The 18,038-nt window shown below is 49.6% G+C and carries 14 protein-coding genes; 5 read left to right on the top strand and 9 right to left on the bottom strand.

Going from position 1 to position 18,038, the window contains the following annotated elements; genetic code table 11:
* Positions 1 to 14 precede the first annotated feature (14 nt).
* The 9 genes from E4T81_RS12950 to E4T81_RS12990 form a co-directional block, all read right to left on the bottom strand.
* Positions 15 to 2,099, bottom strand: a complete 2,085-nt coding sequence (locus E4T81_RS12950; protein WP_135045244.1) for an outer membrane beta-barrel family protein — start codon at positions 2,097 to 2,099, stop codon at positions 15 to 17.
* A gap of 94 nt (positions 2,100 to 2,193) precedes the next feature.
* Positions 2,194 to 3,558 (bottom strand): hypothetical protein, encoded by a 1,365-nt coding sequence (locus E4T81_RS12955; protein WP_209308199.1) that lies wholly within the window; start codon positions 3,556 to 3,558, stop codon positions 2,194 to 2,196.
* Positions 3,559 to 3,599: 41 nt separating this feature from the next.
* Entirely contained in the window at positions 3,600 to 4,097 is a 498-nt protein-coding gene (locus tag E4T81_RS12960; RefSeq protein ID WP_135045249.1) for a DUF1016 N-terminal domain-containing protein, read from the bottom strand.
* Between the two features lie 174 nt (positions 4,098 to 4,271).
* A complete protein-coding gene (locus tag E4T81_RS12965; protein ID WP_135045251.1) occupies positions 4,272 to 5,285 on the bottom strand; it encodes a 2-oxoacid:ferredoxin oxidoreductase subunit beta in 1,014 nt (337 codons plus the stop codon).
* A 12-nt stretch (positions 5,286 to 5,297) separates the two neighbouring features.
* Positions 5,298 to 7,145 (bottom strand): 2-oxoacid:acceptor oxidoreductase subunit alpha, encoded by a 1,848-nt coding sequence (locus E4T81_RS12970; protein ID WP_135045253.1) that lies wholly within the window; start codon positions 7,143 to 7,145, stop codon positions 5,298 to 5,300.
* A 123-nt stretch (positions 7,146 to 7,268) separates the two neighbouring features.
* Positions 7,269 to 8,618, bottom strand: coding sequence for a dihydroorotase (locus tag E4T81_RS12975; RefSeq protein ID WP_135045255.1), 1,350 nt, complete (start codon positions 8,616 to 8,618; stop codon positions 7,269 to 7,271).
* The gene (locus E4T81_RS12980) at positions 8,611 to 9,381 is read right to left on the bottom strand and encodes a polyprenol monophosphomannose synthase (protein WP_135045257.1); all 771 of its coding nucleotides are present in this window, start codon (positions 9,379 to 9,381) and stop codon (positions 8,611 to 8,613) included. The genes E4T81_RS12975 and E4T81_RS12980 overlap by 8 nt, the downstream gene beginning before the upstream one ends.
* A 4-nt stretch (positions 9,382 to 9,385) precedes the next feature.
* Entirely contained in the window at positions 9,386 to 10,579 is a 1,194-nt protein-coding gene (locus E4T81_RS12985; protein ID WP_135045295.1) for a pyridoxal phosphate-dependent aminotransferase, read from the bottom strand.
* A 170-nt stretch (positions 10,580 to 10,749) separates the two neighbouring features.
* Positions 10,750 to 11,967 (bottom strand): S-adenosylmethionine:tRNA ribosyltransferase-isomerase, encoded by a 1,218-nt coding sequence (locus E4T81_RS12990; protein WP_135045259.1) that lies wholly within the window; start codon positions 11,965 to 11,967, stop codon positions 10,750 to 10,752.
* Positions 11,968 to 12,097: 130 nt separating this feature from the next.
* Here E4T81_RS12990 and E4T81_RS12995 point away from each other — a divergent pair, with 130 nt between their 5' ends.
* From E4T81_RS12995 to menA, 5 genes are all read left to right on the top strand, one after another.
* Positions 12,098 to 13,138, top strand: a complete 1,041-nt coding sequence (locus E4T81_RS12995; protein WP_135045261.1) for a DUF2027 domain-containing protein — start codon at positions 12,098 to 12,100, stop codon at positions 13,136 to 13,138.
* Entirely contained in the window at positions 13,135 to 13,896 is a 762-nt protein-coding gene (locus tag E4T81_RS13000; protein ID WP_135045263.1) for an EFR1 family ferrodoxin, read from the top strand. The genes E4T81_RS12995 and E4T81_RS13000 overlap by 4 nt, the downstream gene beginning before the upstream one ends.
* Positions 13,897 to 14,259: 363 nt before the next feature.
* A complete protein-coding gene (locus tag E4T81_RS13005) occupies positions 14,260 to 15,180 on the top strand; it encodes a DUF2156 domain-containing protein (RefSeq protein WP_135045266.1) in 921 nt (306 codons plus the stop codon).
* 70 nt (positions 15,181 to 15,250) lie between these two features.
* The gene (locus E4T81_RS13010) at positions 15,251 to 16,843 is read left to right on the top strand and encodes a DUF4435 domain-containing protein (protein WP_135045268.1); all 1,593 of its coding nucleotides are present in this window, start codon (positions 15,251 to 15,253) and stop codon (positions 16,841 to 16,843) included.
* Positions 16,836 to 17,681, top strand: a complete 846-nt coding sequence (gene menA / locus E4T81_RS13015) for a 1,4-dihydroxy-2-naphthoate octaprenyltransferase (RefSeq protein WP_135045270.1) — start codon at positions 16,836 to 16,838, stop codon at positions 17,679 to 17,681. The genes E4T81_RS13010 and menA overlap by 8 nt, the downstream gene beginning before the upstream one ends.
* The last annotated feature ends 357 nt before the right edge of the window (positions 17,682 to 18,038 follow it).

Raw genomic sequence — 18,038 nt, forward strand, 5'->3', positions numbered from 1 at the left:
TAAGCTGTTTTATTTTATAGTCGGTTGATTTCATCTTCTCGCACGGCTTTACCTTTGTACTTACCCTTGGCAGCATTAACTGTATATCGAATAGTAAGCGACACATATTGCGAAGCTCCCTTTATGACAGATTTATAGTCTACTGTATTGGAATAAGTATCAAATTTTTGCTTCCACGTTCCGAAGATGTCATTGGCTGAAAGTGTAAAAGTCCAATTTCGATAACTTTTGCTTAGTGTCAATGCCATTTGCCATGTCCCGCAGGAATATGTGGTGGATGTATTGCCGGTTCCAAGATAAAACGCTGATAGATAGGCATAGATTCCCGCAGGCAAATCGAATCTATTATTCAAGGATAACTGATAGAACGGTTTATTATATTTCCTGATTGGGTTACCGTATTTCAAATTTTGAAGCAATAACACGCCTTGAATAGTCGGATGCCAGAACTTGATATTAAATCCTTGTGAAGCGACAAACTGCCATGTATCATAGTCCGGTAGATTGACATTGGTTCTTACATTTGCATTAAGTCCGGCATCATATTGATATACACTTCCGATTGCATTTTCAGAACGTATATATGTCCCTTGAAAGATAAAATTTCGGTAGTATAATGAAACACCTATATTGTGGGTTTTTGAAGCAACTAATTCCGGATTGCCTGTTTCCCATAGTGTTGGTGTGACATATGCAAAATTGTTATCAAGCAATGAATATGACGGACGGCTGACTTTAGCTCTGTAATATATTGTTAAATTCACAGGCGATTTGAACTGAAATCCCAAATTGGGAAGAAAATCATGGTATTTCCTTGAAAGATTATCGTCAAGAGTCTCATTTCTCCAATAACGCGAATCGATGGCTTCATATCGGACACCTCCGTAAATGTTCCATTTTGGACTTATGCCCCAATCAAACGAAACAAAATATGCTTGCAGATTCTGACGGACTATATCAGATGAAGACATTGGAAACATATCAGATATTCCATGACTTGTAAAGTATTGGTCATTTTTTGTATAGGCATATTCCGCTCCAGCCTCGACCTCGATGTCGCTGAATTTTCTATCTATTCTCAGTTTGGCACCAAAATAATCGTGATTCGACTTATTACTGTTTGTTATGATTCTTCCGGTTTCTTCCTCCTTTGCATCCCAACATGATATATTTTTTCCGAACAGATAGTCAAAATCTGCGCGCAAACCGATAGACAGTGGCAGTTTGAAATCGCCAAAGGCATTGATATAATGGTCGAAAGTCTTAGCATCAAGTGATGTTGTCGATGTAATGTCACTTATTGGCAGCGCATCGGTTGAAGAATTGCCCTCAGTGGTAAATTTACTTTTAGGTGTGCGGCTGAAGATATACTTTATGCCGGCTGAGTTTTCACCGAAGTCATAGTTTAAGCCACCGTCTGCTGTCAACGATTTACTACGCTTCTTTGCCGTTTCATCAGAGAGTGTTGTAAAGGTTTCCTCAGCATCTAAGGTTCTTTTGAATATTTCTGCATAATGTCGCTTCTGCTTAAAGCCATTCCATCCATATGAGATGTCACCAAAAACCGTCAATCCGTTATCGTTATGATATTGAAGATTGGCTTCGGCTGATTCCGACCATTCTTCTGAGACTGTCACATTTCCTTTGCCGGAAACATATAATCCGGCGAGTGGTTGTTTTGTTTTAATGAGGATTACAGCAGATGCGTCCGGTCCATATTCAGCGGACGGATTAGTGATGATTTCCACTGATGCGAGGTCAGAAGATTTCAGAATGTTCAATTCAAATGAACTCATCATTTTCCTCCCGTTGATATATATCACGGGAGCACCTTTACCGAGAACAGAAATACTACCTGCCGAGCCGTCGATAAGTGGCATCTGCATAATTGCGTCTGTGGCGCTCCCAATTTTTGAAAGAGGATTGCCGAACATAGACACTTTCAGACCGCGAGCCGTAGGTTTGGTGAACTTTCTTTGGGCGGTCACAACAACCTCATCAAGACCCATATTTATAAGAAGGGAATCAAGAGAATCCTGTGCGTAGATGCCTATGGGCATTGCAAGCAGGAACGATATAATCAGTATGATTCTTTCCATATATAAACGCTTTTTGTTTCTGCCGCAAAGTTAACACGGACAGCCATAACCGTCTATATATCAAGTCGGACAATAGTGTGACACAAGTCGAATGTCACGCTTTTGTCCCAAAAATGGCATCAAAAACAGCTTGAGGAAGCTTTTGTTTGATTCTGCTCTTGCGCCGTCGGAGTGCATCCTCGCTTGACCCGAAAGCCACAGATGCTACCTCTTTCGAGAATCCGACATAGATTATAGAGCAATACAATACATCATCAGATGTCATGCCCGGATATAGTTGCCGGAGGTTTGAACATACATCTGCAAACTGCCCGATAACTCCTTCCAGAATCTCCTTGACTGCAGTTTTAGCTATTGCATCAGAATCACGTTTCAGGTTCAGTTGTTTCAAGCGACTATATATCGGCTTCCGTATGAACAGTTCCTTGTTCAGCCTCAACTTTTCAACAATCTCGGGCTGAACATCGGCATTCACTTCGTTGGCAGGTGTGTCGCCTTCATTATGAGATTCTGTAAGCTGAGCTATTCTAAGATTTAGCTTTAATATTTGTTCGTTCAACTCAATCTGCTTCCTCATCATAAGCTTGCGCTTAACTCCTGCAAAAAGGAATACCGATAATATAATGATGACACATAAGCCGATTATGACGGTAATCTCTCTATTCCTCTTCTCTTTATCAAGTTTAGATGTAAACTCCAGCTCTGTTTTTGATAGTTTTTCATCAAGACTTATCGAATCAATCTTGTTCTTTATTTCGTCAATCGAATCACGATATTCAAGAGCAAACCCGTACCTTCCTTCCCCTATTTCAATGGCATATAAATTACGATATCGAGAAAGCCGACCATATAAATTCAAATTTATTACACTCTGCTCTTCAAGCATTTCTTTTGCCTCATCAAAGTTCTTACTACCAATAAGATAATTCAATCTGGCGTTTGTCAATTCAATTTTTAGTACGCTATCACTGCCAACAGCACGATCCATATTGTCAAGTATCTCATGCGCTTCATCCATATTTCCGATCTGGATGTATGCGCTTGCAAGATTAATTCCCGCCATGACTTCGGTATATCTTAATCCGGAGACATGGCTTATATCCTGACATTCCTTAAGATAAATCAAAATCGAATCATTGTCGGATATAGTCAGACACCTGTTCCACAGCGCAGTACTCTCATATTCCTTGCCGCATTCACGTGCGACAGCCAATGCCTTCTTAAAATAGTCATCAGCCTTATCCTTTTTGAAGTCAGAATAATATATACTTCCGATACGTGACAACACCTTATATTTCAACGTGTCGGGCGTCGTTACATCGAGATTATTCTCAAGATCAAAAAGTTGTGTAAGCGCCTCATCTTTTTTATCCTCTGATATTAAATCCTCTGCCCTTTGTAATCCACGATATATTTCAGCATTATGGCCACTGTTACAGGCCACTAACAGCAAAAACATCGCTAATGTTGCTATAAAAGTTTTATGGAAATTGTGCAATCTCATGATTCTCCAAAATGCGAATAATGCAGGAAATGCAAGGGCTTAATCTTGATTCTCATCAGCCGTTCATAATGTGACCAAGACAAATTGTAGGGGAGCATTTTTGCTAACTCCAATTCGGCAGACACTGACTGCCCTTTTATGGTAAGGCCGTTTTCGGATTGGGCAGACGGTGTCTGCCCAATTAGCAAGTTATTGAATGTCAGATAGAACTTCCTGAAACTCTTTATATTTACAACAGAATATCCCTTTCCGAACTCTGCCGTCAACGCCTCCGATGCAAGTTCTATGATTCGTTTGCCATATTCAGCGCGCTCCCGGCCATGCTGCTCCTGTTTGACAATTCTTTTTCCGACAAGCCAGTTGCTGACTACTTGGTATAAGTCGGCGGCCTGATATGCCTTTTGTTTGGCGGTATATACTATAGCCTTTATTTCGCTGATAAACTGAGCGTCATCAGCGTTGATATTGTCGTATTTCTTCAGCTCGGATTTCATTTAGCAAAGTTACGAATTTTATTGGAAATCAGGGCTATTATCCGAGAATGTTAACGAGGACAAAAAACGACAAAAAATCAATTGCTGCGCATTATTGCCGTGCATATACATATATAAGCAAGCAGGGCCGGCTCCGGATGGAGTCAGCCCTGACGAGGTATTGTGAGGATATGTTTATTTGACTACCCAGTGCTCGCCGGCGAGTATCATGTCGCGGAGGGTTGAGAATCCTTTCTTGGCTCTCACCTCCTCTATCTGGCGGTCGACTTCCTCATTGTAGACCGGACTCTCAACATCACGGATGACACCGACAGCCAAGGGGAGTGAATATCCGTCCATCATGGCGAGCTGCTGATGCAGGAAGTTGCTCGGTGTGTGGGCGTCGTGAACGACTACATCGTCAATCGTATAGCCATCTTTACCTATCTCCACGGCTTTCAAGAGAAATCCGTCGCGCACAAGACCCTTTTCCTTGTTTTTGCCGAAGAGCATTTTCTCTCCGTGACGCAGATGGATTGTGCGCTCCTCGCGAAATTCACGGTCAGTGATGTGGTTATGGATTCCGTTGTTGAAGATTACGCAGTTTTGAAGCATTTCTACCACAGAGGTGCCTTTGTGGCGGGCAGCCGCCACCATTACTTCCTGGGCAGTGGGCAGGTCTACATCTATCGAGCGGGCAAAGAAGTTGCCACGGGCGCCAAAGACAAGCTCGGCGGGGATAAAGGGATCTTCAGTGGTGCCGTAAGGCGACGACTTGCTGACAAATCCGCGGTCGCTCGTAGGAGAATACTGACCCTTGGTCAATCCGTATATCTTGTTGTTGAAAAGGAGCAGGTTGATGTCGATATTACGCCTCACGGCATGGATGAAATGGTTGCCGCCGATTGCAAGACCGTCGCCATCACCCGACACCTGCCACACAGTCATTTCAGGATTTGCCACCTTGAAACCGGTTGCCACAGCCGCCGCACGTCCGTGGATGGTGTGGAAGCCGTAAGTGTTCATATAATAAGGCAGACGCGAGCTGCATCCGATTCCGGAGATAACCGCCGTCATGTGAGGGGGCACCCCGACCTCAGCCATCGCCTTGTGGAGTACATTGAGAATGGCATGGTCACCGCATCCGGCACACCAGCGCACCGATTGTCCGTTCTTATAGTCACCGGCACTGTATTTAGTACATTCCATAATTGCTGATCGTTACTGTTGGTCAATAAACTTAATCACTCCGTCGACCACTTCCTTGACGAGGAATGGCTGACCCTGAATCTTGTTGATACGGTGAATCTCGATACCGGCAAATTTACTTTGCAGATAATCGGCAAACTGCCCTGTATTGAGCTCGGCACATATCACACGCTTGTAACGGCGAAGCACCTCTTCGGTGTTTGCCGGCAGCGGATTGATATAGCGGAAATGGGCGAACGCCACTTTATGTCCGGCGGCACACAGCTCTTCAGCCGCAGTATAGAGGTGACCGTAGGTACCACCCCATCCTATCAGCAAGGTATCGGCGTCAACGTCACAGTGCACGTCAAGCGCAGGTATGTCGTTTGCCACCTTTTCCACTTTCTTGCGACGCACTTCCACCATCTGCTCGTGATTTACAGGGTCGGTAGAGATGACGCTTGTGTGGAAGTCCTTTTCGAGTCCGCCGAGACGGTGCATAAGCCCCTTCTCTCCGGGTATCGCCCAATAGCGGACAAGGGTCTCCGGGTCACGCATGTAAGGGAGCCATGTCTCGCGAAGCTCGTCGGGCACGAAGCGGGGTTTTATCTCGGGATAATCCTCAGCCTCGGGCACACGCCATGCCGATGAGCCGTTGCCGATAAAGGCGTCGGAGAGAAGAATCACCGGGGTCATATGCTCAATCGCTATGCGTGAAGCCTCAAACGCCATTGTGAAGCAATCGGTAGGAGAAGCCGGAGCCACCACGACTACAGGCGACTCACCGTTTCTTCCGTACAGCGCCTGCAGGAGGTCGGTCTGTTCGGCCTTTGTGGGAAGTCCGGTAGAAGGGCCGCCGCGCTGCACGTCAATCACCACAAGCGGAAGCTCAGCCATGACGGCGAGTCCTATCGCCTCGCTTTTAAGCGCAAGACCGGGGCCGGAAGTAGATGTGACGCCGAGGTTGCCGGCAAATGACGCACCGATGGCGGAGCATACGCCTGCAATCTCATCTTCCATCTGCACTGCCTTTACTCCGAGGTCCTTGCGCTTGGCAAGTTCATGAAGTATATCAGTAGCGGGAGTTATAGGATAGCTGCCGAGGAAAAGCGGGCGTCCCGACTTCTCGGAAGCGAGAATAAGCCCCCACGCCGTAGCGGTGTTTCCGTTTATGTCAGTATAATATCCCGGGGCGATGCTTTCCGACTCTATGCGGTAGGTCGACACCGATGCATGTATATTGGCTCCGTAATTGTAACCTGCATCGAGCACCTTTGCATTGGCCTCATATATCGCAGGCTTACGGGCAAACTTGTTTTTCAAGTGATGGAGCGCGGCTTCAAGCGGGCGGTCAAACAGCCAGCACACAAGTCCGAGCGCAAATATGTTGCGGCATTTCAACACTGACTTATTGTCAAGTCCCGATCCTTCAAGCGCCGCCTTTGTCATAGAGGTGACTGGCACTTCAAGAATACGCTCCTCAATATTCAGTTCCTTGAAAGGCTCGGAGGTTGCAAAGAGGGCCTTCTTCAAATCAGACTCTTTAAACGAATCTATGTCGACTATCACAATGCCGCCACGGTTGAGATGCTTGATATTCTGCTTTAGCGCGGCGGGATTCATCGCCACGAGCACGTCAGCCTTGTCACCGGGGGTGTGTACACCTACTCCTATATGAACCTGGAATCCGGACACTCCGCTTAATGATCCCTGCGGGGCGCGTATCTCAGCCGGATAGTCGGGGAATGTAGACACCTGGTTGCCCACTCCCGCCGATACGTTGGTGAAAATGTTTCCCGCAAGCTGCATGCCGTCGCCGGAATCACCGGAAAAACGGATCACCACCTTGTCGAGATACTTTACATTCGCTTTTTCTAACATAATGCCAACTCTTGTCGAGCTTTTTAGTTATAATTTTATGAAACACCGCAAATTTACGACAAAATTTTCGTATTTCGCCAAAAATCCTGACTAAATAATAATTTCACCGGTGTTATTAACAGTTTAAAGCGGACGATAACGCAGCTCGCGTCCTCTCGCCGAGTCGTCAATCACGCCTCCGGCATATACGCACCGGCCATTTACGTAGGTCATCATGACCTTGTTATGAAGCTGAGTGCCCGAAAGCGGAGTCCATCCACAGCGGCTCAGCACCATGTCGTCGGTCACGGTATAGGGCGTGTCGGGGCTCACCACCACGAGGTCGGCATAGTAACCCTGACGTATATAGCCGCGACGGTCAATGCGGTAAAGCTCAGCCGGGGCATGACACATCTTTTCAACGACAAGCTCGGTCGTGAACACCCCTTTGTCGGCAAGCTCGAGCATGACCGGCAATGAAAATTGCACCATAGGCGCCCCGGAAGCTGCCGTAAGCGCGTTTCCCTCCTTTTCCGACAGGAGATGCGGGGCATGGTCAGTAGCGACAATATCAATGCGCCCGTCACGCAGTCCGCGTCTCAGAGCCTCGCGGTCGGCCTCGGTCTTAATAGCCGGATTCATCTTGACCCGCGTCCCGAGTGTAGCGTAATCGGCATCGGTGTACCACAGATGATGCACACACACCTCCGCGGTGATGAGTTTCTCAGTCAACGGTTTTTGGGAAAACAGCTCCACCTCCTCGGCAGTTGACACATGCAGCACATGCAGACGTGTCCCGTAACGGCGCGCCCTGTCCATCGCCCTGCGGGTCGACACGACACAGGCCTCGCGACTGCGTATCAGCGGATGATAACCGACAGGCACATCCTCTCCAAGCTCGGCTACATAACGGTCACGGTTGGCGCGTATCGTAGCCTCATCCTCAGAGTGTATAGCCACAAGAGCGGGCACATCGCGGAAAATCCTTATAAGCGTCTCCTCCTCATCCACAAGCATATTGCCTGTAGATGACCCGAGAAACAGCTTGACACCTGGCACACGCGAGTAGTCACACTCTACAAGCTGAGCCACATTATCGTTAGTGGCTCCGATGAAGAAACTGTAATTTGCGACCGACACCTCCGACGCGTGGCGCAGTTTGTCGTCAACCGCGTCAATTGTCACTGTAGGAGGCTTCGTATTAGGCATGTCCATGTAAGAGGTCACACCACCGGCAACAGCGGCTCTCGACTCCGTAGAGAGGTCGGCCTTATGGGTCAGTCCGGGGTCACGGAAATGAACCTGGTCGTCAATTACTCCGGGCAGGAGCATGGCTCCGTGAAGATCAATCTTCTCCCGACATTCAGCGGCAATATCGGCAGGAGGATTACCCTCGCCGACAGCCACAATGAACTCGCCGTCAATCGCCACATAACCGACCGCACTCTTGCCTTCATTGACAATCAAGGCGTTATATAGCAGGGTGTCACGCATTGGATGTCTGTTTAATGTTGCTGTAATCTTTATATTTATGTGTCATCCCGTGGATTTTAAGACGCACGACTCCAAATACCGCCTCCGAGAATATCCCGGAACTCATTTTGCTCTCTCCAAGCACGCGGTTGACGAATATAATCGGCACCTCGACAATCTTGAATTTATGCTTATGGGCGGTAAATTTCATTTCAATCTGGAATGCATAGCCCTTGAAATGGATTTTATCAAGGTCAAACGCCTCAAGTACACGCCGATGATAGCATACAAAGCCTGCCGTAGTGTCATGGATGTCCATTCCTGTAATCAGGCGCACATACTTGGACGCGAAATATGACATCAGTACACGGCTCATAGGCCAGTTGACCACATTGACTCCTGACACATAACGGGAGCCGATAGCCACATCGGCGCCATCGTCATGACACGCCTTGTAAAGCGCCATAAGATCGGCGGGATTATGAGAGAAATCGGCATCCATCTCGAATATATAGGTATACCCCTCCCGCAGCGCATATTTGAACCCGGCGATATAGGCAGTGCCAAGCCCGAGCTTACCTTTGCGTTCAAGGATATGCACACGGCCAGGATATTCAGCCATCTTCTCCTTCACTATCGCCGCCGTGCCGTCAGGCGACCCGTCGTCGACTATGAGCACATCCATCTGATGAGGCTGAGACACCACCGCGTCAATTATCGCGGCGGCGTTTTCAGCCTCATTATAGGTGGGTATGATTACGAGACAGTCCGATGAAGAAGCCATGTCGTCACACAAGTTTGGCAAGTGCTTCCTCTATGCGGCGGATAGCCTCACGGATAGTATCGTCGGCGGTGGCATAGCTCAGGCGGATATATCCCGGGCAGCAGAAAGCCGAACCGGCAACAGTAGCGACATGTCCTACCTCAAGCAGATACATGGCGAGGTCAGCGTCATTGTTGATGACATAATCGCCGTAACGCTTGCCGAAATAGCTCGACACTTCAGGGAAGAGATAGAAAGCGCCTTCCGGCACATTGACTTTCCATCCGGGTATAGCTGAGGCAAGCCCTACAATCAGGTCACGACGACGCTCAAACGCCTTACGCATCTCTTCGACACATTCCTGTGAACCGGTGTAAGCGGCTTCTGCGGCTTTCTGCGCGATTGATGACGCGCCCGAAGTGTACTGGCTCTGCAACTTATTGGTGGCACGTGCAAGCCAGAGCGGAGCGGCAAGGTAGCCGATGCGCCATCCGGTCATGGCATATGCCTTTGAGACTCCGTTGACTACACATACCCTGTCGGCAATCTCAGGGAATGACGCAAGCGAAGTGAACTCGCCTGTAAAGTTAATATGTTCATATATCTCGTCGGAAAGCACGAGTATGTCGGGATAATCGGCAAGGACATCCACAAGCGCCTGAAGCTCCTCCTTGGAATACACGCTTCCGGTAGGGTTGCTCGGCGAGTTGAAAAATATCAGTTTTGTACGCTCGGTGATAGCGGCGCGGAGCTGTTCAGGTGTAATCTTGAAATTCTGCTCTATTGTCGCAGGTACAAGCACGCTCTTGCCTTCGGCAAGGTTTACCATCTCCACGTAGCTTACCCACGCGGGAGTAGGGATAACAACTTCATCACCGGGATTGATGACAGCAAGAATCACGTTGCAGAGCGACTGCTTGGCACCGTTTGACACCACAATCTGCTCAGGGGCAAAATCAATGCCGTTCTCCTTTTTAAGCTTTTCCGATATAGCCTTACGGAGTGACATGTAACCCGGCACCGGAGTATAGAACGAGAAGTTTTCGTCAATGGCTTTCTTTGCCGCATCCTTAATATGGGCAGGGGTGTTGAAATCGGGTTCACCTACTGAAAGATTGATGACATCTACGCCCTGAGCCTTCAGCTCCTGGCTTTTCTGCGACATTGCCAGAGTCTGCGAGGGGGCAAGCGCCTGTACGCGATTGGAAATCTGTTGCATCATTAATTGTATGATAAAAAGTTAGAATCAAATTTAATTCGGTGGCAAATTTACGAAAAACAATGGAATATCTGTAACATTTGTCAATTTTAAAACCCAAATAATCCCATCAGAAAAGTCTAACCGTTTTTTACGGCATGTGGTTCATTGCCGACATCGGTTTTACAGCCTCACCTAAGCAGCAGCGACGCGTCGCCATAGCTAAGGAAACGGTAATCGCCGGCAAGCGCATAATCATACATCTCTCTCCAGCCTCCTCCGATAAACGCCGACACGAGCAGCAGCAGCGTCGACTTGGGCTGATGGAAATTTGTCACCATGCCGTCAACGACCTTGAAGCCGTAACCGGGTGCAATGATAATGCGTGTAGAGGCGAGCAATGCGGGGCTGCCCTTGGCATCGAGATACCCGACTATAGCCGACAATGCCTCTTGGCGCGACAGCCTCGGATGACCGTCACCGTAAGGATACCACTGCGGCACCTCACCCTGCCATTCGCCGGCAGCGATAAGACACCCAATGTGGTAAAGGCTCTCCAGGGTGCGGACGGAAGTCGTGCCGACCGCTATCACAGGACGCGACGTATCGGCAAGCTCAGCGATCAGCTCACGCCTCACGGCGATGAACTCACTGTGCATGTCATGGTCGCCTATCGAGTCACTCTTGACCGGCTGGAATGTACCGGCGCCAACATGCAGCGTCAATTCCCGGCGCGACATCCCCGCCTCGTCAACACGGCGCAACACATCGTCGGTAAAATGAAGGCCCGCAGTAGGAGCGGCGACCGACCCGTCGATATGGCTGAACACCGTCTGGTAATCGCTGGAGTCGCTCGGCTCAGTGTCGCGGTTAAGATAAGGAGGTATCGGAATCTCGCCCGCCGCCGATATTATCTGTGAAAAAGTGATGCCGGAGTTATCCCATTCAAACATCACTACCGACGCGTTTCCTTCCCTTGACTCCCTGGTCGCCGTCAGCGTGACGGTTACTCCGTCAATATCAAGCTCCATACTCAGGCTACCGTCTTTCCAGCGCTTTGAATTGCCTACAAAACATAGCCACGAGCACTTATGGTCGGAAGCGAAATTGACCGCATAGTCGGCAGGCATCACCGGCTCCAGACAAAATATCTCAATCAACGCCCCGCCACCCGGTTTACGGAACCGCAGGCGTGCATTTATCACGCGCGTATTATTATATATGAGCAACGATCCGGGAGGAAGCAGCTCCGGAAGTTCGCAAAACACGCGTGTCTCAAGAGTGCCGTCGGGTCTTCTCACCAACAGCTTACACCTGTCGCGTTCTGCCAGCGGATGCCTGGCGATACGCTCGTCGGGAAGAGGATAATCGTAATCCTCAATCAATATATCGGATACTTTGTCAATCATACCGCAAATTTAGGCATTATCCGCGACATTTCCATAAGGGCACAACCGCCGGCGCCCGCGTTAATTCATGTTAACGCATGGAAACCTACAGTCAGAGTGTTATTATCTTTGCACAATAAACAATGACAATATGGCACAGGTAGGTGATATCGTGCGCTACCTAAATTCGGTAGGCGGCGGAAAAATAGTAAGAATCGACGGCAACATGGCTTATGTCGACGAGGACGGATTTGAGACTCCGGTTTTGCTAAAAGAGTGTGTGGTGGTTACGCCATCTCAGCCAAAAGCTAAAAGCGAGAGCAAATTTGTAGCTTCGCCCACTGTCGTCCCGGCACCCGCCCAAAAGCAGGAAGAGACCGTAGAGGAGACCCCTGCAGGCGAAAAGCTCAACATCGTGCTTGCCTACGAGCCGGAAGAGATAAAGCATCTTAACACTACGGAATATGACGCATATCTTGTCAACGACTCCAACTATTACCTATATTTCACTTATCTCGTAAAAAGCAATCTCCATGACTGGGTGACCCGATTTGCCGGGATAGTAGAACCGGGCATACAGGTACACCTTGAGCACGTGACACGCGACATGGTCAACAGCATCGACCGCGTGGCTATACAGTATATCGCGTTCAAGCAGGGCAAGGAGTTTAAGCTGAAAGCGCCTGTCGCTGTCGAATATGCGGTTGACAACACCAAGTTTTTCAAGCTTCACTGCTTTCATGACAATGACTATTTCGACACACCCGTCATTGCGTTTGACATAGTTAAAAATGATATTCCGCAAAGGAGCGTGGTCTTTGACAGCGGCCATCTTGAAGAAGCCATGCTGCGCAAGAAAGCCGCCGACAAGCCCGAGCGACGCAACGTGGAAAAGAAGCAGCGACGTCAGGGCGTCATCGAAGTAGACCTCCATATAAGCGAGCTGCTTGACTCCACAGCAGGACTGTCCAATACCGAGATGCTCGAAGTCCAGCTAAAGGAATTCAACTCGGTAATGCAGAAGTATCAGCGCGACAAGGGCACCAAAATCGTGTTTATCCACGGTAAAGGCGAAGGAGTCCTGCGCAACGCCCTGCTCAAAGAGCTTAAATACAAATACAAGAACTGCGACGTGCAGGACGCTTCTTTCCGCGAATATGGATTCGGCGCCACGCAAGTGACCATAAGATGATATACTACTTCTCAGGCAACGGCAACTCACGCCATGTGGCACAACGGCTCGCAACCGCGCTTGGCGACAGCACGACACGCATCGACCACACCACCCTCCGCGCGGCGGAATCCTGCATTACGACCGACAGACATGTAATATGGGTGTGTCCCGTCTATAGCTGGGGATTGCCTCTCCCTGTAAAAGAGTTTATCAGCCGGGTAAATGTGAACGGAGCGACCCATTTTCTTGTACTTACCTGCGGTGACGATACGGGCATGGCTCACCGCGACTGGCGACGTCTGTGTGACCGTCGCGGATGGGACGCGGCAGCGACGTTTTCCGTGCAGATGCCCAATACCTATACCTTGCTGCCGGGCTTTGACGTAGACAAGCCGGAAATAGCCGCCAAGAAGATTGACGCGGCAACCGGAAGAATCGACTTAATAGCCCGCCGCATAAAAGATGGATGGCGGGGTGACGATGTAACGAAAGGTAGATTTCCACGATTCAAGACATCGGTCATATACCCCCGGTTCATGAAATATGGAGTACACCCCGAGAGGTTCTGCTGCGACACCAAAAGATGCATCAGCTGCGGAAGGTGTGAGGCTGCGTGCCCGATGGGCAACGTAAGGCTCATAGACTCCCGCCCACAATGGGAGTCGGACTGCGCCCTCTGCCTCGCCTGCTATCACATATGCCCCGTCCATGCCGTCAACTACGGCAAAGCCACAATCTCAAAAGGGCAATATCACTTTAAAGACACCACCGACTGACAACGGTGTATTCACAAAAAAAGAAGGGCCACAGTTTCACAACTACAGCTCTTCCGGAAAAATTAGTGAATGTTGATTGTGCGATATCTTCAGTAGTCACATAACAAAATAAGACATCTCATGAGCAACGGGGCAAACTCCATTGTCCACGAAAAGCCAATTATGCGGTTGTGACACCGTATACGTTTTCAATAAGTAAAATTGAACTCATGTGATAATTTATGTTAGGTAATTAGCCTGTCGGCTTTTGTATTTCTCTGAATGACGCCACAAATATAGTAAAATATTTTAAACTTTTCCACTTTTTCCGACATTATATTTTACAAACGGCACGATTTTTCATGCCTGAGAAAAAAGGATGTTATGGATACTATTACTGTCATCACGTTTAAACCACTGACTATAAACTCATTAACCGAAATAGTGCCACTATTGGGATATGCCGACAGCCGCACATGCGACTATACAGCGGCAGGACTACTCATGTGGGCCGACTATTTCAAATATGAATACGCGATTGCCGACAACACTTTATTTATAAAAGGAGTGGACGAAAACGACAGGTCGGCAGCGGCATTCTCCATGCCGATAGGAGCGATGCCGCTACGCAAGTCCCTGCGGATTGTCGCCGAATATTGCCGTGCCAACAACACGCCGCTGAGATTTTCAGCCGTGCCGGAAGATCGTCTCGGCGACTTCTACTCGCTTGGTGCATGCCATATAGAGGAATTAACCGACTGGGCCGACTATCTCTACGACGCAGAGTCGCTCGCCACCCTGCCCGGCAACAAGTACAGCAAGAAGCGCAACCACGTAAACCGGTTCATCGCCGAACATCCCGGCTACACCTACCAACGCCTGACCCCGGAACTGACGGCAAGGGTCAAGGAGTTTTACAACGGTCTGTCACGCGAGAAAGACCTGTATGACCCTACGGCAGCAGAAGAACGGCGTCAGACATTCAAGATGCTTGACAACTACGAGAGTCTGCCATTTGAGGGCGCGGTACTGTCGACCCCTGCCGACGGCATTGTGGCATTTGCCATTGGCGAGGTCATAGGCGACACACTGTATGTCCACATCGAAAAAATGCGCCACGACATAAACGGAGCCGGTGAGACGATAAACAAGATGTTTGCCGCCGACATGCTCGACCGTCACAAAATACGCTATATCAACCGCGAGGAGGATGTGGGCGACGAAGGGTTGAGAAAGGCGAAAATGTCCTACCACCCGGCGATGCTCCTCAAGAAATATGACCTTTCAGTCATCAGCAATTCATAAACCCGCGCCGCGGCTATGAGATTACAAAGATTTTTTTGTAACTTTACATAGTCACTAAAAAGATACCACCATGGACCTACACCTGCCAGCCCGACACGACGGGACCCATGAGACAGTAAAAGCCGGCAAGCGCCGCATCGTCATAATCGGGGCAAACGGCTCCGGCAAGACGCGTTTCACCGAAAACCTTATCTCGGGCATGAAGGACAAGGCTTTCCGCATCTCCGCACTCAACGCGCTCTACAGGTCGACGGAGCCCGACACCCTTCCCGGGTCGATCGACTCCCTGTTTGCCGAGGCGGTGACCCACACGACTTTCCTCAGAGACGATGTCCCGACTCAGTTTGACCGGCTCATGATGCTCATGGTGTTTGACGAGATGCTCAACCTTTTCGCCTGGAAAGTAAGCGGCGCCGAACCCTCCGACAGCCGTCTTGACAGCGTGATAAAGGCATGGCAGGAGATATTCCCCGGCAGCAAAGTGCTCTATGAAGGCGGCAAGATGCTCTTCAGCCGCAATCCCGGAGAATCCTACTTGCCCGTCAAGCTCTCTGACGGAGAGAAGGCGGTGCTTTACTACTTCGGCGCGGCGATGTACGCCCCCAAGGGAGCCACGGTATTTGTCGACAGCCCGGGACTCTTCCTCCATCCGAGCATAACGGGAGCCATCTGGGACCGTGTAGAGGCCATGCGCCCCGACTGCTCTTTCATATACACCACCCATGACTTTGACTTCCTATCCTCCCGTCCCGACAACCTCATAATATGGGTGCGCGACTACGACGCGGCGAGCGTGACATGGGATTACGTCATCCTCCCCCCCGGCTCGCCGATGAGCGATGACCTCTATATGACCCTTATCGGCGCACGCAAGCCCGTATTGTTCATCGAAGGCGACGCCACCCACTCCATCGACGCGAAGCTCTACCCGCTCGTATTCACCGACTACACCGTGCGCTCCCTCGGCAGCTGCAACAAGGTGATTGAGGCTACACGCACCTTCAACGACCTGAACGCCTTCCACCATCTTGACAGCCACGGCATAGTCGACCGCGACCGCCGCGACCCGAAAGAAGTGAAATATCTGCGCGACAAAAAGATATTTGTGCCTGACGTAGCCGAAATCGAAAATATACTCATGCTCGAGGAGGTAATCAGGACAGTAGCCCGCACATGCGGAAAAAACGAAGACAAGGTGTTTGCCCACGTCAAGAAATCAATCCTCGGACAGTTCAGGCAAGACATCCGCCAGCAAGCGATGCTCCACACCCGCCACCGCGTCAAACGCTTCGTCGAATGTCGCATCGACGGCAGGTTTACCAACATCGGTCAGCTCGAACGTCACATGACCGGACTCGTCGACGAGATAAAGCCGCGGCAGCTTTTCCAGAACTTCTGCAACGACTTCCACCGCTACGTAGCCGAAGGCGACTACACAGCAGTGCTGAGGGTCTACAATCAGAAGTCGATGCTCCCGGGCTCAAATGTGGCGGGACTGTGCGGACTTGCCAACAAAGAGGCTTACATCAAGAAAGTAATCGACATACTGCGCCACGATGCCCCCGGCGCAAACCGCATACGCAAAGCCATCATAGCCTGCTTCGGCATTGACGAAGCCCAGGCTTCAGCAAAACCAAACATTTCACTTATTGACAATGATTAAATCATGGATCGAGGCAATGCGCCTCCGCACCCTTCCCGTGTCGATAGCCGGCGTAATAACAGCCACAGGCTTCGCCCTGACTCAACCCGGTTTCGACCTCCTGCCCGCTCTTCTGTGTCTGCTCTTTGCCATACTCGCGCAGATTGCATCCAACTTCGCCAATGAATACTACGACTTCCGCGACGGACTTGACCGCGCCGGCAGGGAGGGACCGCGACGCGGAGTGACCGAAGGCGACATCACGCCCGGAGCCATGAAGCGCGCAACTTACCTCACCCTGCTGCTTGCCTGCATAACAGGGCTATCGCTCATCCACTGGGGAGGATGGTGGCTGCTGCCTGCCGGAATACTCATCGCCATCGGTGCTATCGCCTACTCTGCAGGACCCTACCCCCTGTCGCGCCACGGGCTCGGCGAGGTGGCGGTAATCTTCTTTTTCGGCATAATCCCCGTCAATCTCACATATTACATACTCACGGGAGCGTTCACCACCCCGGTGCTGCTCGGCTCCGTCACCATCGGACTGATGGGGGCAAACGTACTGCTGGTCAACAACTACCGCGATGCCAACGATGATGCCGCAGTAGGGAAAAACACGCTCGCCGTAATATTCGGGCGCCGCACGGCAATCACCATATATCTCATCAACGGAGTCATCGCGGCAACACTCATGATTGCCGCCATCCCTATGCCGGTCACCATAGTCTACCTGATTGCCCACGGAACGCTGTGGAACTTCATGCGCACCCACCGCGGGGCGGCGCTGAACCCGATTCTCGGCATGACAGCGATGCTCATGCTACTCTACGCCGTCGCCTTTGCCGTAACTGCGTCATAAAACATTCTGCCACAATCTCCGCCACCTCCATTACAATCCGAAACCTGTCGGTTAATAATTGTCACAACCCGATTATTATAGGTTAACTGATTTTTACAAATCAGTAAGCATTTTGCCTTTTATTAACACACATCATAAGCAATCTGCATATATAGTGACAAATTTTCACCTAAATCAATCATGATATTACTTACAAATCATAACTAACGTTGGTTTCAGAATAAAAACTTCACATTATTTGTGTTAAAAAGCATCGAAACATATTGTTTATTCAGATATAAAACGTAATTTTGCCATTGGAATTTGCAATGACGCTTTGATAGCGTAGGAGTAATTTAGCTGTATTTTTGTAGGGAG

Origin of the sequence: Barnesiella sp. WM24 (assembly GCF_004570975.1) — a bacterium.
Classification (GTDB): domain Bacteria; phylum Bacteroidota; class Bacteroidia; order Bacteroidales; family Muribaculaceae; genus Muribaculum.